Source organism: Pseudomonas sp. c313 (genome assembly GCF_055407145.1).
Genome location: NZ_JBUZRD010000004.1, coordinates 1 through 23,617, shown reverse-complemented (window position 1 = coordinate 23,617; position 23,617 = coordinate 1). Strand labels below are relative to the sequence as shown.

Sequence of the window (23,617 nt, the reverse complement as noted above, 5' to 3'; positions counted from 1 at the left end):
ACGCTGAATTTCTTGAAAAAATGGTTAAAACGGGCTTCCGTTTTGCGACGTTCACACCGTGAAAACCGTTCGCAAGACCACATAGCTGCTCGGGTGTATATGGTGTCGTTGATTAGGCATTTTCTGCACTCGCACATGGGAGCTGTATATGAAAGGCTGTTTTTCCATCTGACGACGTGCACCATATCTTGCCGCCATGCGACTCGATAATGGATCGAGTGATTGATAAGCCTAGCCCCGCATTACTTGGGTTTCCTTCTCTACGAGCGGGGTCCACTCGATAAAATCGATCAAACAGTTTTTCAAGGTGCTCAGGAGCGATAGGTTCTCCAGGGTTTTCCACGGAGACAGAGATTGACGTCCCTTCCTGCCTTATATCGACGCTGATACATTTCCCTGCGGGGGTGTACCGGAGGGCATTCGAGAGCAGATTAGAGATAGCCCTGTCGAGCATAAGAACGTCACCTCGGACGCTGCCCCTCCCTGTCACCTTAAGGTCGATGCCTTGCTCATCAGCCAACAAGCGGTAGTACTCGAGTAATTTTTCTACTAGCGCTACCAAGTCTATCGGTTTGTTTTCATGAGTAATCAGACCATTATCTGATTTCGCTAGAAAAAGCATGTCATCGATCATCCGCCCCATACGCTTCAGGTCATCAAGATTCGAATACAAGTTGTCTTCGTAATCTTCAATATTCCTTTTTCGAGAAAGCACCACTTCGGTGTGTGTCATCAAATTGCTGACTGGTGTTCGTAGTTCGTGAGCAATGTCCGCAGAGAAGTTTGATAAGCGAACAAATGCATCGTCAAGTCTAGATAACATTGCATTGAAAGAAAGCACCATCTGCTGAAGCTCTTTAGGCACGGCCGCTAAAGGAATCCGTTCTTTGAGCGATTTAGCAGACATTGACGCAGCGACTTGAGTAACCTGGCGAATAGGTCTTAGTCCACTGCTCGCGACCATCCAGCCCAGCGCCGCACTGACCAGCGCGCTTATAAACAACCCTATCAAAAACCAGCGTTCAAGCGTCTCAAAGAACGCCATATGTTGCGTAACGTCAAAGATCAACATAACGGTCAGCGGTTTTTCTTGTCCAGTCACAATCGCCTGCGCCGTTATTCCCCGGAACGTTTGCTCATCATCACGCCACTCCCAAACGTTGTTGTTTGAGGTCGTGCGAAAGTCTTCAGGAATATCGATTGGACCTGGATCAGCAAAAAGGGTCTTGCCGTGACCATCGAAGATCAGGGCTGTCAAATCTCGGTGAGCACCCAGCAGCGCCTCCAACTCAGGCTTAACATCACTGAACTGGTCAATGCTACTCAATCCCGTCAAAATTCTTTGGGTCGAGTGTAGCTTCTCGTTTAGCGCCTGCTGATCTAGCATTTTGAAATGATGCCGGCTAAGGCTGTTAAAACTGAGTCCAGCGACGGTGAGCACCGCCGTTACAGCTAGCATGAACATCAGGCTCATGCGGGTAGTCAGAGACATTCGCTTCATTCCAGCCCCGTCCCAGAATCCGGCGCATCTAGCATGTAGCCCATGCCTCGGGAGGTGTGGATAAGCTTGACCTCAAAATCATCATCAATCTTTGCTCTGAGCCGCCTTACGGCGACCTCGATGACGTTCGTATCGCTGTCGAAGTTCATGTCCCACACCTGGGAAGCGATAAGCGACTTAGGCAGCACCTCACCTCGACGACGGAGCAGCAATTCGAGTAACGCAAACTCTTTGGCCGTGAGATATATACGTTTGCCTCCACGGACAACCCTGCGCTTGAGCAGGTCAACCTCAAGATCAGCCAATTTCATATGAGTTTGGGAGGGGGCTGTACTCCCTCTTCGCAGCAGCGTTCTGACGCGGGCAAGCAATTCAGAAAAAGCGAAGGGTTTTATGAGGTAATCGTCTGCCCCCAGCTCAAGTCCTTTGACGCGATCCTCGACGCGGTCTCGCGCCGTGAGAAAAAGCACGGGGACATTTTTTCCGGATGCCCGCACCTTCTGAAGTACTTCCCATCCGTCCAGCCCAGGCATCATCACATCGAGAATCAGCAGGTCATAAGCCTCGCTCAACGCGTGTTGAAGCGCCTCCTTACCATTGGTAAAGCGATCAACATTGAACCCTGCCTCAGCAAGACCTTGCTGCAAATAAATGCCTATTTTGGGTTCGTCTTCCGCAACCAGAAGTCTCATGGGGGTGGCTCTCGAATGATTGTGATGATGAGTCTGCAAGGAAATGCTTCTGCCAACCAGCAACTGACAGAAAAGTAATATTGGCTTCAGGTAGATGTCAGCGAGTGCTGTCTAGGGTTCGAGCATGGGTACTCCCTAGTACTCGACCGACGCCTCCGCATGAAACCTTGGGGGAGCCGGAAAACAGATCAAAAAGGAGCTTCCTCATGAATCATCTAAAAATCCTTTTCTTTGTGGGTTCGATACTCATCTCAGCGTCTGCTTTGGCTGAAGGTGGCGCAGATCGGATTGCGGAGCGTATGGAAAGCCTACGCGACAAAGCAGAAGCGACCTTGGTGCAAGCTGAAAAAGCCCCAGAGGGAGAGCGCCATGTACACATGGCCGAGCATATGAAACTGCTGGGCGAAATCATGAACCAACTCCATCAGGATCACCCAAAAGCATCAATGTCGCCTCAGGAACATCTTTCCTGGATGGAAAAGCACGACGCTATGGTTGATGACGTTTTGAACCAAATGCAGCGCGAACACAAACTGATGCTTTCTGAGAACCATCAGTAACCGGGTACCTCCGATGGGCTGTTTGATCCGCTCGGTTGGTACGGCGTCATATGCGCGCCGTACTACTCTTGGAAACTGACAGAAATGTAGTGTTCACGTCAGTTAGCTGGCAGCTCTATCCGTTTAGCATAGCTAGTGTTTTCCATTTGCTCTTGAGGTCATCATGAAAGCTAAGCTCGTTACCCCAGTTATTGCGGCGATCACCTTATTCTTCGGTGCGACGGCCATGGCAGACGTAGGTCATGGCAAAGAGGACATCGGCCAGCCTGGCGTCGCTTCTGCGGTGACCCGTACGGTAGATGTGGAGATGGGTGATATTTTCTTCATGCCTAAAAACATCGATGTGAAGCCTGGTGAGACTATTCGTTTTGTCCTTCGTAATAAGGGCGCACTGCTGCACGAATTCAATATCGGCCAAGCCGCCGCTCATGCGGCGCACCAAAAAGAAATGGCGAGCATGTTCCAGAATGGAACGCTTACACCCACCGGGTCAGGGAAAATGACGGGCAGCATGGGTCACAGCATGGGAGGGATGAAGATGGTTGGAATGGAACACAACGACCCGAACAGCATGCTGATCGAGCCAGGAGCAACAAAGGAATTGATCTGGACCTTCAACAATACAACTGGACTTCAATTTGCCTGCAACGTGCCAGGTCATTACCAGTCTGGGATGGTCGGTCAATTTGACCTGAAGTGAGCCTGAACTGACCGCTAAACCCGCGTCTCCTCAAGAGTTGGCTACGCTCTGAGGCAGACATCAGAGCAATTCGCTCACACGCTGGGGTCTAGATCATGAATAACCATCAGCATCCGGCTGGAAGCATCACCACCCCATTTTGGACGCGCAAAACAGGCGTTGTGCTGATTATGTTCATTGTGATCGGCGCCTTCTACGTGGTGCGGGAGCATTTCAGCCACGTCTATCCATACTTGCCCTATCTCATTCTGTTGATCTGTCCATTGATGCATTTTTTTGGGCATGGACATGGCGCACATGACCATGGCAATCAGGCGCAAGCCAACAAGGAAGAGAAATAGCTATGCCCAATAAACCGAGCCACCACGATCACGGTCCTACCCACGCAGCCTCGCCCCCTGACGCTGATCTACGTGACCCGGTGTGCGGCATGACGATTACGCCTCCAAGTAAATTTGGCGAGTCTTATCAGGGACAGATTTATCAGTTTTGCAGCCAGAAATGCCAAGAGAAATTTCGGGCAGCTCCAGAGCACTACAGCGGTATTCATCCCAGCACTGAACCCAGCATCGCGGCTACAGAGCCCGCGCTCCAAGTAGCCACTGAATTTACCTGCCCGATGCACCCGGAAATAAAACAGCCAGGGCCCGGCAATTGCCCAAAATGTGGCATGACATTAGAACCTGTCATTCCGGCGCTAGATGACGATGACAAAACCGAGCTCCGTGATTTCGCGCGCCGCTTTTGGTGGTCTCTGCCTTTAACCGTGATAGTGACCGTTCTAGCCATGGCGGGCCATTCATTACAACTCTTCCATGGCTCGGTTCAAAACTGGATCGAGTTTGCTCTTGCGACACCGGTCACCTTATGGGCAGGGTGGCCCTTTTTTGTAAGGGGCATAGCATCTGTTAGAAATCGCAGTCCAAATATGTGGACTCTGATAGGTTTGGGTACTTCCGCAGCTTATCTTTACAGCGTCGCAGCAACCCTCTTTCCCCAAAGTTTTCCCACCACCTTCATGCAAGATGGACGCATCGGCGTTTACTTCGAAGCCGCTGCAGTCATCATCTCGCTCACCTTGCTTGGGCAGATTCTTGAGCTAAAAGCACGGTCACAAACCTCCGCCGCCATTAAGTCCCTTCTAGGCCTATCTCCCAAAACTGCACGCAAGATCAACGCCGATGGTCAGGAGGAAGACATTCCTCTTACCCATGTTCACTTGGGCGACCATTTGCGGGTCAGACCTGGTGAAAAGGTGCCAGTTGATGGCTCTGTGCTCGAGGGAGAAAGTGCGGTGGATGAGTCCATGCTCACTGGTGAACCTGTGCCGGTAATGAAAAGACCAGGGGATAGTTTGATCGGCGCCACGCTTAATACTCACGGGAGCTTGGTGATGGAGGCGCAAAAGGTCGGCGCCGACACCATGCTATCGCAGATAGTGCAAATGGTTGCTCTAGCCCAACGCTCCAAAGCGCCAATGCAAAGAATGGCCGACTCGATCGCCGGCTACTTTGTGATGGGGGTTATCGCGATTGCGTTGCTGACATTCTTAGGCTGGGGACTATTCGGCCCGGAACCCAGCTGGGTCTTCGGCCTGATCAACGCTGTCGCCGTACTTATCATCGCTTGCCCCTGTGCACTTGGTCTCGCAACGCCCATGTCGATCATGGTTTCGACGGGTAAAGCGGCCAGTATGGGTGTGCTGTTCAGGGACGCCAGTGCTATTGAAAACCTTTGCAAGATCGACACGCTGATTGTCGATAAAACGGGGACCCTGACAGAGGGACGGCCGGTATTTCACAGTGTGGAGGCCACACCAGATTTCAACCCACACGATGTTCTTCAACTGGCCGCTAGCCTTGATCAAGGCAGCGAACATCCTTTGGCGCACGCCATCGTCGATCACGCCCGAACTGAAAATATCGCGCTCACCAAGCCTGAATCGTTTGAGTCCGGGTCTGGGATTGGAGTCAGTGGCCTTGTTGATGGCAAGAAGGTACAGCTGGGCAACACAGCACTGATGGACGCTGCCGGTGTAAGCACTAAGGTCTTACAGTACCGTGCAGAGTTGTTGCGCCTTGAAGGCATCAGCATCATCTATCTAGCAGTTGACGGGGTTCTGGCAGGATTACTGGCGGTCTCAGATCCGATAAAACCGACCTCCAAAGAAGCAGTCACCAAGCTTAAAGCTGATAACGTAAAAATCATCATGGCCACCGGAGACGGGCTCACCACCGCACGTGCTGTCGCCAAGGAGATGGGTATTGAAGAGGTTCATGGAGAAGTTAAACCTCAGGACAAAGAGCGCCTGGTGGCGGACCTCCAGCGATACGGTCGAAAGGTTGCCATGGCCGGCGACGGTATCAACGACGCACCGGCCTTGGCGCGTGCAGATGTGGGCATTGCCATGGGTACAGGGACTGATGTCGCGATGAATAGCGCTCAGCTCACGCTGGTAAAAGGCGACCTGATGGGGATTCTACGGGCACGGGCACTTTCGGTTGCGACAGTAAAAAACATGCGGCAAAACTTGGGTTTCGCCTTCCTTTACAACTCAATGGGTATTCCCTTGGCCGCAGGCCTACTCTATCCGCTGACGGGGCACCTTCTGTCGCCAATGATCGCTGCGTTAGCCATGAGCGTCAGTTCTGCGTCTGTAGTTTTCAATGCTTTGAGACTGAGGAATACCCATATAGCTTGAGCGAAACCGTTGCTCGCACCCCACAAAACATAACTCTTGACCTTACCGCGGTGTCAACGTTGATGCTGTCATCGCGGTGAAAAGAGACCGCTCAGCACAAGAGGAATAACCATGTTCGTCTTAAACGTATCAGGCATTGGTTGCGGTAGCTGCGTCAGCAAAATCACTAAAGCGATTCAATCGTTGGACAGCGAGGCTAAAGTTTCCGTGGATCGCGCGGCAGGTAAGGTAAGCGTTGAAAGTAGCGAAAACCCAGAGCAAGTTCGTAAAGCTGTCGAATCACTCGGTTTCCCATCGCAAATCAGCGCTTAAGGCGCTGATTTCATTGTTGGGTAAATTTTACTAATCACCTCGCAGAGCTTTAAGCAGCCCCTTAAATGCTCCGTTCAATCTATTAAAAGCGCTTTCAAAATGAATTTCGTTCTCAGTAAACTTTGCAACTTCAAGCTGTGCATCCACAGTATTTTGATCAATTGAAGGTTGGTAAGGCGTGCTGTAAAACAAAGCATCACGTTGACCATCACTTGCTGATTCGTTAATGGCAATATGTTTTATGTTTGTTGTTTTCAAAGAGAATGGAGAATTCAAGCCTCGTGTTGTCTGGCTGGCGAGCACAGCAGAAAACTCCAAATCTCTAGCCTTAAAGTTAGGAGTATCGGCGTTAGCGATATTATTGCTAAGTACCTCGGCTCTTTGGCTGCGATAAACTAACGCTCTTTCGGCGGAGCCAAGCGCTTTTTCAAAATTAATGCTCACAAGCGGCCACCTTCCGTTACGCTACTATTTCCAATTTTCACCTATATCAAACACTTATGTGTTGAATGTGGTGCGTCTAAGTCGACTTATAACTCCGGTGCAAATTCAAAAAACGTCAAGCCCTGTGAAAGTGACCGAAAGCACAGAACACCGAACGGCTAAATTTTAGGAGATTGGTTTCAGCGAACTCCGACAGTGGATAGACCATACGGATTAAGTACATCGCACCTCAAGAGAAATATCGGAACCTGACACAACTGTAATATTGGCCTAAGCTGCCTGACAGGGAATCAGTCTTATAGTCTTATTGAGCCTTAAGCTCTTCCCTGAGCATCAACTTTGTTGTGGATTCAGGGGCTACCATCTATCAGAGGAAACCCAAATGAACCCTATCAAAACCTTGTTCGTCATCGCTGCTCTGACCGTATCTTCTTTTGCTATGGCTGAAGGCGGAGGTGACCGCACTTTCGAACGTATGGAAGCGGCCAGGAGTAACTCGATGGAATCGTACCAAGTAGCCCAAACGAAAAATGCCCAGCCTCCTGTCGCGGAAAGCAAAGCCAGGGCGATGGACCACAAAAATTGCTAAATATTTGAGCTACGCTCACAAGCTGACAGAAATGTAATCACTGTGGTGGTTTAAATGTGGCAACTTCTGAGCTCGCTTACCGTTTGAGTTCGTCTTTTGTAACGGTGAGTGAGTCTCATCCAGACAATTCATTTGTTGTTTCGCGCGGCTTCCCTTTTGACTGATTGGACATAACGGCATGCACTCCAAAACCTCTAGGCGGACATTCGTGAAAGGCTTGGCCGCTGGTGGCATTCTCGGCGGCCTTGGCCTTTGGCGCACTCCTGTATGGGCGGTGACAAGTCCTGGTATGCCGAGCGTACTCTCCGGTAACGAATTTGATCTGTTTATTGGTGAAAGCCCTGTAAACATCACAGGCTCGCCTCGCACAGCTATGACCATCAACGGATCATTGCCCGGACCTTTGCTGCGTTGGCGTGAGGGGGAGACCGTCACTCTGCGTGTAAAAAACCGTCTAGACCAAGACACATCAATCCATTGGCACGGGATCATCCTACCCGCCAACATGGACGGTGTGCCTGGCTTGAGCTTCCATGGCATCGCACCCGATGGCATGTACGAATACAAATTCAAGCTTCATCAGAACGGAACCTACTGGTATCACAGCCACTCGGGTTTGCAGGAGCAGGCAGGCGTTTACGGTCCAATCGTCATCGATTCGAAAGAACCTGAACCGTTTCAATACGATCGCGACTACGTGGTGATGTTGACTGACTGGACCGACGAAGATCCCAGTCGCGTTATGGCGAAGCTCAAGAAACAATCGGGCTATTACAACCATCACAAGCGCACCGTCGGAGACTTCATAGACGATGTCAGCAGCAAAGGTTGGTCTTCGACGGTAGCAGATCGAAAGATGTGGGCTGAGATGAACATGAGTCCTACTGACCTCGGCGATGTCAGCGCGGATACCTATACCTATCTCATGAATGGCCAGGCACCCAACGGTAACTGGACTGGTATTTTCAAACCGGGTGAGAAACTCCGTCTGCGCTTTATCAACGGCTCCGCCATGAGCTATTTCGACGTCCGCATTCCTGGGTTGAAGATGACCGTGGTTGCCGCAGACGGTCAACATGTCAAGCCGGTGAGCGTCGACGAGTTTCGTATTGCGGTAGCTGAAACATATGACGTTATTGTGGAGACTGCTACTGATGAGGCTTACACCATCTTCGCTCAGTCTATGGATCGCACAGGTTACGCCAGCGGAACACTTGCAGTGCGTGACGGCCTAAAGGCACCGATACCTGCGATTGACCCACGTCCTATAGTAACTATGGATGACATGGGGATGGGCGGTATGGCTGGTATGGACCATGGCAGCTCGGGTGGAATGGGCGGCGGCGACATGGCCGGCATGGATCACAGCAAGATGGCAGGGATGAACCAAGGTGACATGACCGGGATGACCGGCATGGACAGCGGTGACATGACTAACATGGCTGGCATGGACCACAGCAAGATGGCTGGCATGGACAAAGGCGACATGTCCAACATGGCTGGCATGGACCACAGCAAGATGGCAGGAATGGGCAGTGGCGATATGTCAGGGATGGCTGGCATGGGCGGTATGGGTGGAGAAATGCAGACTCACCCAGCCTCTGAAACCAACAATCCCTTGGTTGACATGCAAGCCATGAGTCCAACGCCAAAGCTGAACGATCCTGGCATAGGCTTGCGGAACAATGGTCGTCGAGTGCTCACTTACTCCGACTTGAAAAGCACTTTCCAAGATCCTGACGGCCGCGAGCCAAATCGTACCATCGAGCTTCACCTGACCGGTCACATGGAGAAGTTTTCGTGGTCGTTCAACGGCATCAAATTCTCTGACGCCGAACCGCTGCGCCTGAAGTATGGCGAGCGTCTGCGCATCACCTTGGTGAACGACACCATGATGACCCACCCCATCCACCTTCACGGCATGTGGAGTGACCTCGAGGATGAGAACGGCAAGTTCATGGTGCGCAAGCACACGATTGATATGCCACCAGGTACCAAACGCAGCTATCGAGTCACCGCTGATGCCTTAGGCCGCTGGGCATATCACTGCCATCTGCTTTTCCATATGGAAATGGGCATGTTCCGTGAAGTACGGGTTGATGAGTAAAGGAGACGATCTGTGAGCACATACCTAAATCGTAATTCCCTCGTGGGTTGCCTCTTTGCCGCTGTCCTGCTGAGTGGACTCTCGTCCACGGTGCTGGCAGAGGAAAATGGCAGCGATCATTCAACCACTGTTCCTGCTACAGCAACGGACAAGCCAGCAGCGGCAAACGATTCGAAGCTAGATCACGGGTCAATGGACCATAGCAAGATGAGCCATGAGTCGATGGATCATGACCAAAAAACCAAAAAGGCAGATTGAGATCATGACCAGTAAGTTTTTACGCCCAACGCTGATGGCACTTGCAGTCTCCACCGGTCCAGCATTCTTTTTTATGGCTCAAGCCGCTGAAGAGATGGATCCGTCGATGGCGATGCCATCAAGTGCGGACGCAAAGCCTTCAACTGCACAAAAATCCAAACCAGCCAAAGCGAAAGATGCCGCGATGGATCACAGCAAGATGAGCATGGATAACGGGCAAATGGACGGTATGCAAAGCATGGATGGAGGGGCGACTACCACAAGCCGAACCCCGATCCCCGTACTTACCGACGCTGACCGGGCCGCCGCTTTTCCAGACGTACCAGGCCATGGTGTGCACGATAAAAAAATTAACTCGTTCATCCTCCTGGATAAATTTGAGTACCAAGACGCTGACAACGGCAGTGCGCTGGCTTGGGATGCAAAAGGGTGGATCGGCGGTGACGTCGACCGCCTCTGGTTGCGTTCGGAAGGTGAACGTACAAATGGCGTAACCGAAAACGCTGAACTTCAGGCTCTGTGGGGACACGCCATCGGTCCATGGTGGGATGTCGTCACCGGTATTCGACAAGATTTCAAACCCGGGTCACCTCAAACCTGGGGAGCGCTCGGTATTCAGGGCATGGCCCTCTATAACTTTGAAGCTGAAGCGACTGCTTATATTGGTGAGAACGGTCAAACCGCTGCTCGATTTGAAGGCGATTACGACATCCTGTTGACCAATCGCCTGATCTTGCAGCCGACCGCCGAAGTAAACTTGTACGGGAAAAATGATCCTCAGCGCGGCATAGGATCTGGATTGGCCAACACCGAACTAGGCCTGCGGTTGCGCTACGAAATTACTCGTCAATTCGCACCCTACATTGGTGTTAGCTGGAATCGCTCATACGGTAAAACGGCTGACCTGGCCAGCGATGAAGGGGAAAAAACAAACGAGGCCCGATTTGTAGCTGGTATTCGGATGTGGTTCTGAGCGATTTGAGCACTAGCCCTACGGATTCAAATGATCGGGGAGTTGGCTCCCCGACTCTAAAGTAGATCCTTCAATGTAACCTTTGCAGCGGCATAAACGCTTGAGTGGGGTTCTATTGCTTCATGGAACATCTCGCCGTCTCCGAGGGAAAAGGAAATATTCATGACAGGTAGCTTCCGACTTTCAAGTCGATTTCTGCGTATCGCAACATTCGCCGCGCTGTTCATTGGCTCAACGGCTCAAGCGGCGCAGGCCCTCACCATCGATGTGCATCGTGATGCAAACTGCGGATGTTGCAAAAAATGGATTCAGCATCTTGAGGCCAATGGCTTCACCGTCATCGATCATGAAGAAACCAACATGAGTGCTCTCAAACTAGATCTGGGTGTCGCTCCACGACTCTCGTCTTGTCACACCGCGATGATCAACGGGAAGTTTGTTGAAGGCCACGTGCCAGCTGAGCAAATAATTGCGATGAGTAAACGCGACGACCTTCTCGGGATCGCTGCTCCTGGCATGCCACCTGGTTCTCCAGGAATGGAAGTCGACGGAGTGCATGAGGCCTACCAGATAATCGGCCTGACCAAAGCTGGCACAGATCAGGTCATTGCTGAGTACCCTCAAAACTAATCCCACCCCATCCCTCCCGTCACAGCATGGTCAGCGTTCATGACCATGCAGCGGGACATGCTCCTTCGATTTCATTCTCAAGCCATGGCTAAAGACGATCAACAGCCGTCGTAAAGGCATGCTTGTGCCTAATCAGATAACCCCGAACCGCAGTCCTCAATAAGAATTTGAGATGACCCCATCCTCCGCATGCTGACAAGCACTGCGCAGTTGATCGCGATAGTGTTAAGTTCGGAGATGGCGTTGCACCCTCAGCGTACCTTCCCGAATCAGGACATCTGTCTCGGCTGAAACAGTAGAAAACGTAAATGACGGTGGCTTAAGAGTTCTTTTTTTGAAGGCTCTTCAGACGCAGGGTCGCGCGTTGTACAGCGGCCATTTTTTCTGGACGCTTCATTCGTTTCCATTTTCTGATGTCTTCCTTGGTGCGACCGCAGCTAACGCACAGTTCGCTGTTCAGCTGGCAAACAGAAATACAGGGATTTTCGATGTCCTTTGCCATTGTTCAATTCCTCGTCGAACTTATGCGTGCTGCGGTTTCATTGCTAAGCCAGAACGGCGATCTGATCGGGTGCGTCAGCGCCCAACTTCGTGCGGTACTCAACTGTCAGATGAGTGATCTCATGAACCGTCGCAAGCCGTTCTCGTATGTTTTCTGCATTGACTGCTGGGCTGCCCAGAACACTCACAATCGCGGCGCGGGCTTGCGGCCCAACCTGCCAGACATGAAGATCAATGATCGAAGCATCTCCCGGTCGCTCAACCAGTTCACGAATCTCTTCAGCGACATGATCATCTGTCTGGTCGAGCAATACACCCGAAGTCACCCGCATCAACGACCAAGCCCAGCGTGCAATCACAACGGCACCCACAATCCCCATTGCAGGGTCGAGCCATACCCAACCAAGGTATCGACCAGCAAGAAGGGCTGCGATGGCCAGAACTGATGTCAGTGCATCTGCAATGACGTGAACGTAAGCAGAGCGCAAATTATTGTCGTGGCCATGCGCATGGTGAGATTCATCGTGATCGTGGTCATGCCCATGGTGATGATCATGACCGCCAGACAGCAAAAGCGCGCTCACCACATTCACTGCTAGTCCGACAATCGCGATTAGAGTCGCTGTCCCGAATTGCACTTGAGTCGGTTGAAAGAGACGAAACAGCGACTCTCCAGCAATTCCCAAGGAAACCAGTCCCAAAATCAGAGCAGAAGCGAAGCCACCCAAGTCTCCCACCTTGCCAGTTCCAAAACTGTAGCGAGCACTTGAGGCATGTCTTTTAGCGTAAGCGTAAGCAGCTGCGGCTATGCCGAGTGCTCCTGCATGCGTTGCCATGTGAAAACCATCGGCAAGCAACGCCATTGAGCCAGTGAGATAACCTGCGGTGATTTCAGCAACCATCATTACGACGGTCAGGGCCACCACCCACAAGGTTCGCTTGGCGTTTTCTTCATGTGATTTCCCAAGGAACATATGGTCGTGGGAATACTCGGCGTACGAATTACTCATCTGGGCAAATCCTATTTGGAATAGCGGCGAATGGCTTCGAGCAGCTCGTCGACACCTTTCGCTCTTTCGTCATTGCTGAGTGTCGGATTCGCGACGTGTTCACGAGCGTGGTCTTCGATAATTTCATCCATCAGCCCATTGATAGCGCCACGGGCAGAAGCGACCAAAAGCAGGGTTTTCGAGCAGTCATCATCAGAGTCGAGTGCTCGCTCAATCGCCTGGACTTGCCCAGCGATTCGCTTTACGCGCTTAAGAAGATTGTCTTTGCTTGATCTCATGTGACTCATACCATACCCCCCCTACCTATTAGAACAATATAATCACACGTTCCAATTGGCCATACAACCCAGGGAGGGAATCCATCCGACCAGCAGCGTTGCAGCATCTGAATGCTGCATTCGAAACATTCAGCACGTCGCCTCGCCGCGCAGTACCAATACAAGCCGTATGGGCGGCCCGGCACTTCAATAATTCGATAGATGGCGTAGCGCCTATCTCTTGAGCTGCCTAGGTCTATGGTTTAGGATCGAACCACATCCCCCCTGGGAGGATGCAGCAATCAACAGAGACGAAACCAGCTGATTGCGTCTCTTCGTGGAAAGTTCGGTAACCACATGGTTACGCACTTCGCTATTTGAGATATTTCATGCTGAAAATCCTAGCCAACCGTACCTACCGCCACCTCTTCTTGGCTCAAGTGATTGCGCTCATTGGGACGGGTCTTGCCACTGTTGCATTAGGCCTATTAGCGTTCGACCTTGCAGGTGCCAATGCGGGCGCTGTGCTCGGTACGGCGTTGGCGATCAAAATGACGGCCTACATTGGCGTTGCGCCAATCGCAGCCGCTTTTGCAGAGCGTTTACCCCGCCGGGCAATGCTGGTCTCTCTGGATCTGGTGCGAGCACTGGTCGCACTGGCTCTTCCGTTTGTGACGGAAGTCTGGCAAATCTACGTGCTGATTTTCGTCCTTCAGTCCGCTTCGGCAGCGTTCACTCCGACGTTCCAGGCGACCATTCCAGACATACTGGTGGATGAAGACGACTACACCCGTGCCTTGTCGCTATCACGTCTGGCCTATGATCTTGAAAGTGTCGCGAGCCCGATGCTTGCCGCTGCACTGTTGACGGTGATCAGCTTCCATAGCCTGTTCGCCGGCACGGTCATTGGGTTCCTTGCCTCAGCGGCCCTAGTCGCCACAGTGCTGCTGCCTAAGGCGAAGCAGATACCACGACGCAGCATCTACGAACGAACCACCCGTGGCATGCGCATATTTCTGGCCACACCTCGCTTGCGAGGGCTGTTGGCTCTCAATCTTACGGTTGCGGCCGCCAGTGCTATGGTCATCGTCAATACGGTGGTGCTGGTGCAGTCGCGCTTCGCTCTGCCGCAGAGTTCTACGGCATTGGCGCTGGCCGCGTTTGGTGGCGGTTCCATGGTGGCGGCCCTGGTCTTGCCTCGACTGTTGAAAAATATCAAAGACCGAACGGCCATGTTGTTTGGTGGAGGAGTATTGGTCGCAGGCTTAGCAGTTGGCATCAACCTAACCACCTATAACTTCCTGCTACCGCTGTGGGTGGTGCTTGGGGTGGGCTACTCCTTGGCTCAAACCCCGAGCGGTCGACTGTTGCGTCGCTCGGCACATGCCGAAGATCGCCCAGCGTTGTTTGCCGCCCAATTTGCGCTATCCCATGCTTGCTGGTTGATTACCTACCCATTGGCGGGATGGTTGGGTGCGAACATCAGCCTCACTGCGTCGTTTGTTGGGCTCGCTGTCGTGGCAGGTAGTGCGCTGGTGGTCAGCATCGTGATCTGGCGTCCAGCTCATGACCAAGACTCTATCAAGCACACCCATGAGAATCTGCCGGGCGATCACACGCACGTCGACGGCCAGGAAGGTGCGGATCACGAACATCCATACGTGATCGATGATCAACATCGCCGATGGCCCAACAAATGATTGTAAGTTCCTAAGATTTGCTAAGGCTAGCTGTCGGACATTCAGACTAGGAGCCGTAGGGCTTGCAGAGCGGCAAGGTGCCCCGGATAGAACCAGTAGCCCCATTGCCCGACCGGCCAGATCTTGAAGGAGAAGGTCTGACGCAGAAGCCAAAGTCCGATCAAGGGGGCCGCGAATGCGGTGCTCAAAGCCAGCATTGAATAGATTTCCAAGTCCAACGCCCTGGTTACGATGCTACTGCGGGTATTGCTCAACAGGCATAGAGCCGCTGGCAGCAGCCAAAGAACACCTGGGTTCTTTATTGCTACTAAGACAGCCGCTGGAACAAGTGCACCGTAGAAGCCGTACATCAGAGGATCATCCAGCACGTAGGCAACTGCAGCGGCCATCAACGCCATAGCGCCGCTCAACAAAGTGCGATGTTGCCACCCCCAGGCAATCACCAGCCCTAACGCCAGGGTAACCAACACGTTGAATGATCCCGAGGTGCTGATGTAGCGATAAGGCACTTCTGAAATGGCGGCGAACAACAGCATCAAGGCGAGGTAGCGTCCGTTCGCAGCAGTCAGCCACTCACCCGGTTTGGAGCGCGCCACGTTGGCCGCAATGGCGAGACAGAACAGCGGAAAAGACAGCCGCCCCAGAATGAACAGATTACTCATCTCCGGCCACACCAAGCGTAAGTGATCGATAACCATGGTCAGCATCGCCAGCCACTTGATCAGATCCAGACTACTGCTTCGGCTCTTGAGTAAGGAATTCTGGGCTGTATGAGCAGTCGTCATACCCACCCCAGTGTGACGGCGGTCAGCACGAGATAACGCACGCCCTTGGCCAGGGTGACAATCAGCAGAAAACTCCAAAGTGGCTCGCGCATGACTCCGGCGACGACTGTCAGCGGATCGCCAATGATCGGCACCCAGCTCAGCAGCAACGACCAGCGCCCGTAGCGCAGGTAGGAGTTCCGGGCCTTTTCAAGCTTGCTCTCGCTCACCGGGAACCAGCGCTTGTGGCGCAATCGCTCAATAGAGCGACCTAGAATCCAGTTCAGCGCCGATCCGAGCACGTTGCCGAAGGTGGCGACCGCCAAAAGCGTAGAAACGACGTACTGGTCGGAAAGCAGCATCCCGACCAGCACAGCTTCAGATTGCATTGGCAGTAACGTGGCGGCACCGAATGCCGCCAGGAACAGACCAACGTAGCTGGTGAGTTCAAACACTCGGACGTCGCCTCATGCGTTCAGGCCGATCCAGCCATGAAAGCCGACGTACAGACCAACACCGATGATCAACACGCTGGACAGGTAAGGTGCACGACGCGCAACGGCGCCCATCCAAGGCCAGCGATTCGAGGCCTGCTTGGCGCCAATAGCGGCTGCTGCACCGACGGTAACCAGTGTGAGCGCCAGACCAATGCTGAAGCACAGGACGAGCACGCCACCCAAGGCGACTTCTTTGATCTGAAGGCAGAGCAGTAGAACGGTGATGGCCGCAGGGCAAGGAATGAGCCCCCCCGTCAAGCCGAACATAATGATCTGTCCCGTGGTGACCTCACGGTTGGTAAAGCGCTTGCGGATATCGTTGGCATGGGCGCGCTCATGCGCATCCTGATAGCCATCAATCGACAACTCCAGGCCTTCCAGTTCGGAATGCGCGTGCCCGTGATCATGCTCTTGGTATTCTAGGTCATAATCATGGGAATGACCCGCATGGCCCAGACTCAAGCGGGCACTGAACTCATGAGGCTCCGGGATATCGACTGCCGACTCCAGGAAGCCTTCGCGCTCGACGAAAGAGAACGATTGAGTGCTGCCGTCCGGACGGGTAGTCATCAGGCGAACATCTGAGGCTGCCCAGGCGTGTCCGGTCAATGTCTTCAGGCGCCAGTGCGGTGGCATGCCTTCTTCGAAGATTGACAGCTCAACACGGCCATGGCTGGTATCGATTCGGTGGGTCTCATCATGATGACCATGGTCATGCTCGTCGTGGTGGTGATCATCACCTTGCTCGAACTTGAACATCTGCTCACCACGCCAGGTACGCCACAACATCCAGAGCGCAATCACAATGATCAGCGCGGAGGACGCGAGCTGGAAGTAAGGTTCTGTGGTTTGAGCATCCAGACCTTTGCCCAGGTACATTCCGCCGATTGCAACCAACCACACCACTGCGGTGTGCGAAAGCGTCGCGGCCAAGCCCAACAAAACGGCCTGTTTGACCGAGCCACGGATAGCCACGATGAAGGCCGCCATCATGGTTTTTGAATGGCCCGGCTCCAGGCCATGTAAGGCACCGAGCAGAATAGCGCTCGGAAAATACAGCCAGGCGTGTGAACCACCTGCTGCAAGAGTTCAGCGAAGTTGGGCATGTCAGACCTAAAGGTACTTGGTGATTTGCTTGAAGGCTTCCAGTGGTGCGCGCTCGCCATTGTTCAACGCCGAGACGGTGTCCTCCAGGCAGTGATCAATGTGATCCTGGATGAGCGTGCGCTTCGCTTGGCACACCGCTTTTTCAACAGCATGCAGCTGCTGGGCGATGTCCACGCACTGACGACCCTCTTCGATCATGGTGATGATGCCGCGTAAATGGCCGTCCGCCCGCTTGAGCCGCTTGATGATTGCTTCATGACTTTGGTGGGTATGCGCATGGCTGTGTTCGTGTTCTTGCTCACTCATGACTTGAGCCTCAGGCCTCAATGAATTAGGCTGGCATCCTATCCCCCCTAGGGGGATGCGGTCAAACGCATCAAAGCCCCACAAAACGAGTTGAAAGCCGAACACTATGTTCAGTAGAACACTGACAATGACGGTGGTAATCGCACTTGCTCTGGCCATGTTTGTGGCTTGGGCCGGGCATACCTATACGTTGTCGGTGACATCGAAACAGCCAGCCTGGGAGATTGCGCAAGATGCCCATCACTCCAATGAGCAGCAGGCAGAGATGTCGAGCGCGAGCTACTCGGATCACTACCACTCGCCGTTGACCCCTGACCATCAGCACGAAACGCCACAGCTCACGTCCGCGTTGAGTTTGGCTGCACAGCCGAAGCTGTCCATACGAGTTGATGCACGCCGATATTCCGTTCCTCGTCCGCCGATTTTCTTGATCGAGCGTCCACCCCGTCCTTCGTTCGCATCCTGACCATGGCCGCACCGCGGCCTTTGATCCCTGCAACGTAGGATTGATCTATGCATTCGCACTCGATGAGCGGCGTTGTCGCATTCACTGCGCCATCGCACCGCCCGCTACTGCTGTTTTTTTTACTTGTCACTGCACTTTTCCTCGGGATGCCCGAGGCGATGGCTCACGCCGTCGCGGAAGGAGACAAGGGCTTCATCCAGGAAAGTTCCGGCGTCTTGTTGCTGCCCTTCATCTACATGGGAGCCAAACACATGATGACAGGCTACGACCACCTGCTGTTTCTGTTCGGGGTGATCTTCTTCCTCTACCGCCTGAAAGACGTGGGGCTCTACGTCACGCTGTTCGCTGTAGGCCACTCGGTCACGCTGCTGCTTGGCGTACTGACCGAGATCAGCATCAGCTCCTACATCATCGACGCCATCATCGGTTTCTCGGTGGTGTACAAGGCGCTCGATAACCTGGGTGCATTCCAGCGCTGGTTCGGTTTCCAACCCAACACCAAGGTGGCCACGTTGATCTTCGGACTACTCCACGGTTTTGGGCTGGCAACGAAGATTCAGGAGTACGAGATCTCGTCTGATGGCCTGATTCCGAACCTGATCGCCTTCAACGTAGGTGTTGAGATCGGCCAATTGCTGGCCCTTAGCGCGATTCTCATTTTGATGGGGTATTGGCGGCGCACCGGCGGTTTCTGGCGCCACGCCTACGCCGCCAACGTCGCCATGATGAGTGCCGGTTTCCTGCTGATGGGTTACCAGATCACCGGCCTGTTTGTCTCTGCGTAAGGAATTCTGACCATGTTCAATACTCCGCTTCCAACTGTTAATGAATTGCCCAGCACTCGCAAACTGGTGCGTTCGACTGTCATTGCACTGTTGACTGCGGTCGTCCTGCTGGTGACCGTTGTCATGCCTTCGGAATATGCCGTTGATCCAACGGGTGTGGGCCGAGCACTGGGGCTGACCCAAATGGGCGAACTGAAGATCATCCTGGCCCAGGAGGCTTTGGCGGATGCAGCACCACCTCAACCAGCAACTTTAGCTCCAGCTCCAGCTTCGCAGGTTGCACAGGCTGAACCTGTTGCGACACCTGTTACTCCGCCAGTGGCGACACCTCCCCCAGCTCTGAAGACAAATCAAATGAGCGTCACGCTCAAGCCAGGTGAAGGGACAGAAATCAAACTGAAAGTGCTGAAGGGCAAGACGGTCAGCTATGAATGGACAGCGGCTGGTGGGCCTGTGAATTACGACACCCATGGCGAGCCTTACAACGGTGAAAAGGGTTACTTCCACAGCTATACCAAGGGCAAGCAAGTCAAAAGTGACAAAGGTGAATTCACCGCCATTTTTGACGGCACCCATGGTTGGTTTTGGCGTAACCGCAGCAATAGCGACGTGACCATCTCACTGAGAACGGCCGGCGATTACTTGAGCGTCAAACAGTAATCCGAAGCAGCGATGGCTGTTCTATTGCCGAAAATGCAGCGATCAACCTAGATAAAGACCATTTATCTCATCCATTTTTTGAAGAGTCATTCCATGAAAACCCCAGCAACGCTGATTCGTTCGATGCTCCTGATTTGCTTTATTGGCCTGATGACCGCATGCGGTGGCGGTGAGAAAGGAACAACATCCAAGACCGCTGAGCACGGACACTCACACGAGTAACACCCTGAATAAAACATGGCCGCATTTGCGGCCTTGTTTGCTTCTATATCTCAACCTGCGCACCCAGTTCGACCACTCGGTCAGCGGCAAATGGAAGTATTTGAGGTTGCTGTTGACGTGCTTCAGTAAAAAAGTGAACAAGCTTTCTCGCCGACGAGCCATTCCGATACGCTTGATCGGGATATCCGTCTCGCGGCTAAGGAAGTAGGTGGATTGCTTCGTGCAGAAATCCAGCTCATTCAAGTGTAAGAAACTCAAGGCTACGGCTAGGTCAGGCTCCCCGATAAGACCAAAGTGCGGGTTAACCCGGAAAAATTATTCGTCATAAGCCTAGACCTCAAACCGCCGATCATCTGGTACGCGCAGCTGTCTTCAGACGCCACAGTTAGCAACACCACCTGCTCGTGCAGAACCTGTTTATGCAATAGATTGTGCGAGAGCGCATGAGGGGCTGTATCAGCATTGTAATAACTGCCGGGTCATACCAACATTTATGTCAATCCACAAAAAAAGGCGCCACTAGGGCGCCTAAGCCGTCTCTAAACCAAAGGAGAAACAAAGAGACGGGGGTGTATTTGGCAATTGGACACCTGATGCCGATGGCTAGCGTCCGTTAAAGCAGTTGCAATGGGTATTCGACAATCAGTCTGACTTCGTCCAAATCAGATTCGAAATCGGTAGCTCGTGTCGTTGCTTGGCGAACACGCAAAGACATGTCCTTCAGAGAGCCTGACTGGATGACGTATTTGGCCTCTATGTCTCGCTCCCAACGCTTTTGGTCCTGCAATGGGGCACCATCCGCGCCGCGACGCATGTACACGCTGTTCGCGTTGGAATAGTCCGCATCCCAGCCCTTAGCGTAGCGGGTCATGAAGCTGAGACCGGGGATGCCGAAAGCCTGCATATCTAGATCGTAGCGCAGCTGCAAGGATTGCTCTTTCGGTGAGTTGAAATCGCTGTATTGGATAGAGTTATCCAAGAAAATTGAGTCGGACTGGCGAAGGTAGTCAAAGTCGTCGTTACCATTATTGCGCTGGTAACCAACGGTCACGGCGTGCGCTCCGAATTTGACCCCGGTCTTGCCGCTCCAGATGTTGTTATCGAAGCTTCCCAGAAGTTTTTTACCCTCATCAACCGCTCGGTAGTAATTAAAGCCGCCGATTAGCGATACGCTTTCTGAGAGTGGATAGCTCAATGTGGTGCCCGCGTAGTATTGGTTCCACACATCCTTGAATTGGCTGGTGTAAAGACTCACACCTACGTGCTCATTGACCGTGTAATCGCCCCCTAGATAAGCGATCCATGGAGCATCTACTGCACCGGCGTAAAAAGTTGAAAAGCCGTCACGCATGCTACTGGAATTGGGTTGGCTCATCGCATGCAGCCGGCCCCCCTGAAGGGTCAGGCCTTTGATGCTGGTATTAGTGAACGTTGCACCACGGAAACTCTCCGGGAGAAGTCGGGAATCCCCATAGGCAACGACAGGCGTCGATGGAAATACGTCGCCTACCTTGACGACTGTATCCAGGAAACGCACTTTTGCGGCCCCGCCTACTTTTGAGTAGGAGTCTTCAGGTTGGCCTTTGCTATTGTGCGGCAAGACATCGACTGAGCTTCGGGCTCCCGAGCGACCATCACCTGAATCGAGCTTGAGGCCTTCCATTGCAAACGCATCAATGCCGAAGCCTACGGTACCTTGAGTAAAGCCTGATTCGAATCGGCCAATAATGCCATGAGCCCATTCGGCTGAGTAACCATTGCCCGTGGGGCTTGACTGGCCCTTTCGATAATCACGATTGAGATAGAGATTCCGATTGAGAATACTAAAGGTGCTCCCCTCAATGAACCCTTCAGGCTTTTGCTCCACAGCTACTGCAACTTGCCCCATGCTCATGCCAAGGGCAATTAGAGAAAGACCATAAATGCTTTTATTGTTCATTTAACACTCCTGGCTTTAGCTTGGCAGAGTTTCTTTATGAAATATTTTTTATAATTATAAAAAGCCACCAGCACGTGAGGATTTCTCCTACGTGCCGGCAGACATAATTTCATACAATAGATAACTCCAGCGTGACCTGAAAATTACTTCTATGTCAGCGAACAGTAAGCAGGCTCAAAACATACCGAACAAACTGGCGCAGCTAGGGCCAACGCTAACTAGCTTCCGTGAGGGCAGTTAGTACCCATAACCTTGTATTCCAGGGTGTTGAGCTTGCCCGCCGAATCTTCATAGGTCATGCGCGAAGGAGCTACGCCACAGGTTTTATTGGCTTGAGTGGTACTGATTACCTTCTGGACATCGAGGTTCATTCCATATTCATAATGAACAACTTCAGGTGTCGTCTTTCCATTTTCTAAGGCGTACTGTTCCATCGCCTTCTGGTTCTCTTGCATCATTCGACCATAAACACGGTCACCACCGCCTTCAGCCATGGCCAAAGAAGACAAGGTCAAGATGGAAACGGCAAAAAAAGCTTTTAGTGATTTCATGATTTTCTCCTAGTGTTCACTTACTTCTGACTAGAGGATAACCAGTGATGCCTTTCAGAAAGCTGCCGCGAATATTACATATGCGTAAGGTGTCCCTCAGCACTGGTGAGCTCGACTATTAGAATTTTAACTTATTGGCGGAGTAGGCTGAATATGTTAGATAAGCATTAAAGATCAACTCGAGTTTCTCACGAAATACCCAAGTATTTTTTATTAAAGATACATCTCATCTATATTATGGACAGCTGCTTGGACTGCTCCATATGGATGAGTGGTTTGAGCGCAGTAAGATGAGACGAGGAACGTGTTACAAAAGCCTTATAGGCTGAGAATATTAGGGGCTACGTTGAGTACCGAAAATACCATCGCTAGGATAGCCTTTAACAGCCATAAGAAATCGTCCCGGTATTTTATCGCGGCTAGCAGCAAAGCACCGACGATTGGAAGCAGGGACAACCCCTTCAGCAACCGAAAGGTCCTGGTGAGGGTTAGGCCTTGCTTGTCGACTTGATCGATGGTGATCCTGAGCAGCCCCTGAAGTTTCGGGGGATATGTTTTTATCTTGTCCTTGAAATCATCGAAAATGACATTGAAGCTGTGTAGGAGGCGCTCCGTTTGCAGCATTTGGTTGTGAAGGATTGCAAGCAGAACCACAGAAACCGCTGCCAACCCAAGGACAAGGATAAAACCTTCGAATCTTGAGGTTGTTTTCTCCAGCACGACCAAACCCGCTAGCGATATCGGCAGGGCGAGCATCTTGCCGGCGATGTCGCCCAGCACCCCGCTAAGCTTCGTGCCATAGTCGATTTCAGCTTGGGCCACCTCCCGCCGGGCCCGCTCAAACGAGAAGCTATAGACGTAGGTTTGCAGATTAGCGCGGTATGTGGCGAGGACCTCCCGCCACTCCCGCACGATCACCAAGAACAGATTGGGCTCGCTCTCAAACTTCTCGATGACGCTAGCCACCGCCATCCGAATCATTAATTTTCGTTCGGAGAGGTGTGCCTTATTTTCGTTTTTTCGATTGAGTATTTCTTCCAACAAGCTCAGGTGATTGAGCTCATAGTCAAGGACCTTGACGTCAACCTGGGTAGGTAACAGAAAAGTTCTCGGAGGCTTAGCCCCATCGGGAGGCAAGGCAAAGAACAGATTAAAACCATCTTGGCTGCTGTCTTTGTCGACACCGATCGCTAGCAGTGCAAGCAGCTCGATGAGCCGGCAGACGCGCCTGAGCGCCTTAATCGCCGGAGGCTCGATGTCATCGCTATCTGCCCAACAGAGCTCAATGTAGTGGTCTAATGAAACCGGACACTCATTTAGGCGAGAATGCTCGCCATATCGAGGTGTCAGATGACCAAGCAACGTCGTGTCTTTTCCGCTGAATT

25 protein-coding genes and 2 pseudogenes are annotated in these 23,617 nt (G+C 52.4%); 13 read left to right on the top strand and 14 right to left on the bottom strand.

Annotation, left to right across the window (positions count from 1 at the left end; translation table 11 throughout):
• Positions 1 to 112: 112 nt before the first annotated feature.
• On the bottom strand, positions 113 to 1,501 hold the full coding sequence (gene copS, locus ACZRKZ_RS13675) for a copper resistance membrane spanning protein CopS (protein ID WP_032901844.1): 1,389 nt from the start codon (positions 1,499 to 1,501) through the stop codon (positions 113 to 115).
• Entirely contained in the window at positions 1,498 to 2,193 is a 696-nt protein-coding gene (locus tag ACZRKZ_RS13670; protein WP_032856637.1) for a heavy metal response regulator transcription factor, read from the bottom strand. Before ACZRKZ_RS13670 ends, copS begins: the two co-directional genes overlap by 4 nt.
• A gap of 206 nt (positions 2,194 to 2,399) precedes the next feature.
• Between ACZRKZ_RS13670 and ACZRKZ_RS13665 the strand changes: the two genes are divergently transcribed.
• The 5 genes from ACZRKZ_RS13665 to ACZRKZ_RS13645 all read left to right on the top strand — a co-directional run bounded on the left by ACZRKZ_RS13665 (position 2,400) and on the right by ACZRKZ_RS13645 (position 6,466).
• Positions 2,400 to 2,753 carry a co-regulatory protein PtrA N-terminal domain-containing protein gene (locus ACZRKZ_RS13665; RefSeq protein WP_019334912.1) on the top strand — a complete coding sequence of 118 codons (354 nt, stop codon included), beginning with the start codon at positions 2,400 to 2,402 and terminating at the stop codon, positions 2,751 to 2,753.
• Positions 2,754 to 2,916: 163 nt separating this feature from the next.
• Positions 2,917 to 3,453 (top strand): cupredoxin domain-containing protein, encoded by a 537-nt coding sequence (locus tag ACZRKZ_RS13660; protein ID WP_019334911.1) that lies wholly within the window; start codon positions 2,917 to 2,919, stop codon positions 3,451 to 3,453.
• Positions 3,454 to 3,548: 95 nt separating this feature from the next.
• Positions 3,549 to 3,794 (top strand): DUF2933 domain-containing protein, encoded by a 246-nt coding sequence (locus ACZRKZ_RS13655; protein WP_050587200.1) that lies wholly within the window; start codon positions 3,549 to 3,551, stop codon positions 3,792 to 3,794.
• 2 nt (positions 3,795 to 3,796) lie between these two features.
• A complete protein-coding gene (locus tag ACZRKZ_RS13650; protein WP_080761981.1) occupies positions 3,797 to 6,154 on the top strand; it encodes a heavy metal translocating P-type ATPase in 2,358 nt (785 codons plus the stop codon).
• 111 nt (positions 6,155 to 6,265) lie between these two features.
• Positions 6,266 to 6,466 (top strand): heavy-metal-associated domain-containing protein, encoded by a 201-nt coding sequence (locus ACZRKZ_RS13645; RefSeq protein ID WP_074321237.1) that lies wholly within the window; start codon positions 6,266 to 6,268, stop codon positions 6,464 to 6,466.
• A gap of 30 nt (positions 6,467 to 6,496) precedes the next feature.
• On the opposite strand, the gene flgB is transcribed toward ACZRKZ_RS13645, so the two are convergent.
• Positions 6,497 to 6,910, bottom strand: a complete 414-nt coding sequence (gene flgB / locus ACZRKZ_RS13640) for a flagellar basal body rod protein FlgB (protein WP_080761982.1) — start codon at positions 6,908 to 6,910, stop codon at positions 6,497 to 6,499.
• A 382-nt stretch (positions 6,911 to 7,292) separates the two neighbouring features.
• On the opposite strand from flgB, the gene ACZRKZ_RS13635 reads away from it, so the two are divergent.
• The 5 genes from ACZRKZ_RS13635 (at position 7,293) to ACZRKZ_RS13615 (ending at position 11,467) form a co-directional block, all read left to right on the top strand.
• Complete coding sequence (locus ACZRKZ_RS13635; protein WP_032856636.1) at positions 7,293 to 7,499, top strand: co-regulatory protein PtrA N-terminal domain-containing protein; 207 nt, start codon at positions 7,293 to 7,295, stop codon at positions 7,497 to 7,499.
• A gap of 178 nt (positions 7,500 to 7,677) precedes the next feature.
• Positions 7,678 to 9,606: a copper resistance system multicopper oxidase gene (locus ACZRKZ_RS13630; protein ID WP_032856635.1), complete on the top strand. Its 1,929-nt coding sequence runs from the start codon at positions 7,678 to 7,680 to the stop codon at positions 9,604 to 9,606.
• A gap of 12 nt (positions 9,607 to 9,618) precedes the next feature.
• Positions 9,619 to 9,864, top strand: a complete 246-nt coding sequence (locus ACZRKZ_RS13625; protein ID WP_099170805.1) for a hypothetical protein — start codon at positions 9,619 to 9,621, stop codon at positions 9,862 to 9,864.
• On the top strand, positions 9,836 to 10,837 hold the full coding sequence (locus ACZRKZ_RS13620) for a copper resistance protein B (RefSeq protein WP_032856634.1): 1,002 nt from the start codon (positions 9,836 to 9,838) through the stop codon (positions 10,835 to 10,837). Before ACZRKZ_RS13625 ends, ACZRKZ_RS13620 begins: the two co-directional genes overlap by 29 nt.
• 162 nt (positions 10,838 to 10,999) lie before the next feature.
• Entirely contained in the window at positions 11,000 to 11,467 is a 468-nt protein-coding gene (locus ACZRKZ_RS13615; RefSeq protein ID WP_032856633.1) for a DUF411 domain-containing protein, read from the top strand.
• Between the two features lie 319 nt (positions 11,468 to 11,786).
• Here ACZRKZ_RS13615 and ACZRKZ_RS13610 read toward each other — a convergent pair whose 3' ends face one another.
• Genes ACZRKZ_RS13610 through ACZRKZ_RS13600 form a run of 3 tightly spaced genes read right to left on the bottom strand, consistent with a single transcriptional unit; the run spans position 11,787 to position 13,265 of the window.
• On the bottom strand, positions 11,787 to 11,969 hold the full coding sequence (locus tag ACZRKZ_RS13610) for a DUF1289 domain-containing protein (RefSeq protein ID WP_017341650.1): 183 nt from the start codon (positions 11,967 to 11,969) through the stop codon (positions 11,787 to 11,789).
• Positions 11,970 to 12,012: 43 nt separating this feature from the next.
• Positions 12,013 to 12,978 (bottom strand): CDF family Co(II)/Ni(II) efflux transporter DmeF, encoded by a 966-nt coding sequence (gene dmeF, locus ACZRKZ_RS13605; protein ID WP_032856632.1) that lies wholly within the window; start codon positions 12,976 to 12,978, stop codon positions 12,013 to 12,015.
• 11 nt (positions 12,979 to 12,989) lie between these two features.
• Positions 12,990 to 13,265, bottom strand: a complete 276-nt coding sequence (locus ACZRKZ_RS13600) for a metal/formaldehyde-sensitive transcriptional repressor (protein WP_025992775.1) — start codon at positions 13,263 to 13,265, stop codon at positions 12,990 to 12,992.
• 359 nt (positions 13,266 to 13,624) lie between these two features.
• On the opposite strand from ACZRKZ_RS13600, the gene ACZRKZ_RS13595 reads away from it, so the two are divergent.
• Positions 13,625 to 14,935: an MFS transporter gene (locus ACZRKZ_RS13595; RefSeq protein ID WP_032856631.1), complete on the top strand. Its 1,311-nt coding sequence runs from the start codon at positions 13,625 to 13,627 to the stop codon at positions 14,933 to 14,935.
• A gap of 41 nt (positions 14,936 to 14,976) precedes the next feature.
• Here ACZRKZ_RS13595 and ACZRKZ_RS13590 read toward each other — a convergent pair whose 3' ends face one another.
• From ACZRKZ_RS13590 to ACZRKZ_RS13575, 4 genes and pseudogenes are all read right to left on the bottom strand, one after another.
• Positions 14,977 to 15,720 carry a TraX family protein gene (locus ACZRKZ_RS13590; RefSeq protein ID WP_050593284.1) on the bottom strand — a complete coding sequence of 248 codons (744 nt, stop codon included), beginning with the start codon at positions 15,718 to 15,720 and terminating at the stop codon, positions 14,977 to 14,979.
• Positions 15,717 to 16,154 (bottom strand): YqaA family protein, encoded by a 438-nt coding sequence (locus tag ACZRKZ_RS13585; protein WP_032856630.1) that lies wholly within the window; start codon positions 16,152 to 16,154, stop codon positions 15,717 to 15,719. The genes ACZRKZ_RS13590 and ACZRKZ_RS13585 overlap by 4 nt, the downstream gene beginning before the upstream one ends.
• Positions 16,155 to 16,166: 12 nt before the next feature.
• A pseudogene (locus ACZRKZ_RS13580) lies at positions 16,167 to 17,302 on the bottom strand (nickel/cobalt efflux protein RcnA).
• 7 nt (positions 17,303 to 17,309) lie between these two features.
• Positions 17,310 to 17,609 carry a metal-sensing transcriptional repressor gene (locus ACZRKZ_RS13575; RefSeq protein ID WP_032856629.1) on the bottom strand — a complete coding sequence of 100 codons (300 nt, stop codon included), beginning with the start codon at positions 17,607 to 17,609 and terminating at the stop codon, positions 17,310 to 17,312.
• 513 nt (positions 17,610 to 18,122) lie between these two features.
• Here ACZRKZ_RS13575 and ACZRKZ_RS13570 point away from each other — a divergent pair.
• Positions 18,123 to 18,860, top strand: coding sequence for a HupE/UreJ family protein (locus tag ACZRKZ_RS13570; RefSeq protein ID WP_032856628.1), 738 nt, complete (start codon positions 18,123 to 18,125; stop codon positions 18,858 to 18,860).
• Between the two features lie 12 nt (positions 18,861 to 18,872).
• Entirely contained in the window at positions 18,873 to 19,520 is a 648-nt protein-coding gene (locus ACZRKZ_RS13565) for a hypothetical protein (protein WP_032856627.1), read from the top strand.
• Positions 19,521 to 19,785: 265 nt separating this feature from the next.
• Here the strand turns inward: ACZRKZ_RS13565 and ACZRKZ_RS13560 are convergent.
• The 4 genes and pseudogenes from ACZRKZ_RS13560 to ACZRKZ_RS13545 form a co-directional block, all read right to left on the bottom strand.
• Positions 19,786 to 20,203 (bottom strand): annotated as a pseudogene (locus ACZRKZ_RS13560) (KUP/HAK/KT family potassium transporter); the annotation flags it as partial.
• 152 nt (positions 20,204 to 20,355) lie between these two features.
• Positions 20,356 to 21,681: an OprD family porin gene (locus ACZRKZ_RS13555; RefSeq protein ID WP_019334884.1), complete on the bottom strand. Its 1,326-nt coding sequence runs from the start codon at positions 21,679 to 21,681 to the stop codon at positions 20,356 to 20,358.
• A 218-nt stretch (positions 21,682 to 21,899) separates the two neighbouring features.
• Complete coding sequence (locus ACZRKZ_RS13550) at positions 21,900 to 22,232, bottom strand: DUF2790 domain-containing protein (RefSeq protein WP_019334883.1); 333 nt, start codon at positions 22,230 to 22,232, stop codon at positions 21,900 to 21,902.
• Positions 22,233 to 22,550: 318 nt separating this feature from the next.
• Positions 22,551 to 23,617, bottom strand: a 1,067-nt coding sequence (locus ACZRKZ_RS13545) for a hypothetical protein (RefSeq protein ID WP_463981839.1), incomplete at its 5' end; no start/stop codon positions are given.

Excerpts from the sequence above, each read along its gene's own strand:
- ACZRKZ_RS13665 (WP_019334912.1), top strand. The coding sequence starts at position 2,400 with ATGAATCATCTAAAAATCCTTTTCTTTGTGGGTTCGATACTCATCTCA.
- ACZRKZ_RS13620 (WP_032856634.1), top strand. The coding sequence starts at position 9,836 with ATGACCAAAAAACCAAAAAGGCAGATTGAGATCATGACCAGTAAGTTT.
- ACZRKZ_RS13635 (WP_032856636.1), top strand. The coding sequence starts at position 7,293 with ATGAACCCTATCAAAACCTTGTTCGTCATCGCTGCTCTGACCGTATCT.
- ACZRKZ_RS13655 (WP_050587200.1), top strand. The coding sequence starts at position 3,549 with ATGAATAACCATCAGCATCCGGCTGGAAGCATCACCACCCCATTTTGG.
- ACZRKZ_RS13660 (WP_019334911.1), top strand. The coding sequence starts at position 2,917 with ATGAAAGCTAAGCTCGTTACCCCAGTTATTGCGGCGATCACCTTATTC.
- ACZRKZ_RS13570 (WP_032856628.1), top strand. The coding sequence starts at position 18,123 with ATGCATTCGCACTCGATGAGCGGCGTTGTCGCATTCACTGCGCCATCG.
- ACZRKZ_RS13555 (WP_019334884.1), bottom strand. The coding sequence starts at position 21,681 with ATGAACAATAAAAGCATTTATGGTCTTTCTCTAATTGCCCTTGGCATG.
- ACZRKZ_RS13610 (WP_017341650.1), bottom strand. The coding sequence starts at position 11,969 with ATGGCAAAGGACATCGAAAATCCCTGTATTTCTGTTTGCCAGCTGAAC.
- ACZRKZ_RS13615 (WP_032856633.1), top strand. The coding sequence starts at position 11,000 with ATGACAGGTAGCTTCCGACTTTCAAGTCGATTTCTGCGTATCGCAACA.
- copS (WP_032901844.1), bottom strand. The coding sequence starts at position 1,501 with ATGAAGCGAATGTCTCTGACTACCCGCATGAGCCTGATGTTCATGCTA.
- ACZRKZ_RS13650 (WP_080761981.1), top strand. The coding sequence starts at position 3,797 with ATGCCCAATAAACCGAGCCACCACGATCACGGTCCTACCCACGCAGCC.
- dmeF (WP_032856632.1), bottom strand. The coding sequence starts at position 12,978 with ATGAGTAATTCGTACGCCGAGTATTCCCACGACCATATGTTCCTTGGG.
- ACZRKZ_RS13670 (WP_032856637.1), bottom strand. The coding sequence starts at position 2,193 with ATGAGACTTCTGGTTGCGGAAGACGAACCCAAAATAGGCATTTATTTG.
- ACZRKZ_RS13575 (WP_032856629.1), bottom strand. The coding sequence starts at position 17,609 with ATGAGTGAGCAAGAACACGAACACAGCCATGCGCATACCCACCAAAGT.
- ACZRKZ_RS13590 (WP_050593284.1), bottom strand. The coding sequence starts at position 15,720 with ATGACGACTGCTCATACAGCCCAGAATTCCTTACTCAAGAGCCGAAGC.
- ACZRKZ_RS13595 (WP_032856631.1), top strand. The coding sequence starts at position 13,625 with ATGCTGAAAATCCTAGCCAACCGTACCTACCGCCACCTCTTCTTGGCT.
- ACZRKZ_RS13630 (WP_032856635.1), top strand. The coding sequence starts at position 7,678 with ATGCACTCCAAAACCTCTAGGCGGACATTCGTGAAAGGCTTGGCCGCT.
- ACZRKZ_RS13600 (WP_025992775.1), bottom strand. The coding sequence starts at position 13,265 with ATGAGTCACATGAGATCAAGCAAAGACAATCTTCTTAAGCGCGTAAAG.
- ACZRKZ_RS13565 (WP_032856627.1), top strand. The coding sequence starts at position 18,873 with ATGTTCAATACTCCGCTTCCAACTGTTAATGAATTGCCCAGCACTCGC.
- ACZRKZ_RS13550 (WP_019334883.1), bottom strand. The coding sequence starts at position 22,232 with ATGAAATCACTAAAAGCTTTTTTTGCCGTTTCCATCTTGACCTTGTCT.
- ACZRKZ_RS13645 (WP_074321237.1), top strand. The coding sequence starts at position 6,266 with ATGTTCGTCTTAAACGTATCAGGCATTGGTTGCGGTAGCTGCGTCAGC.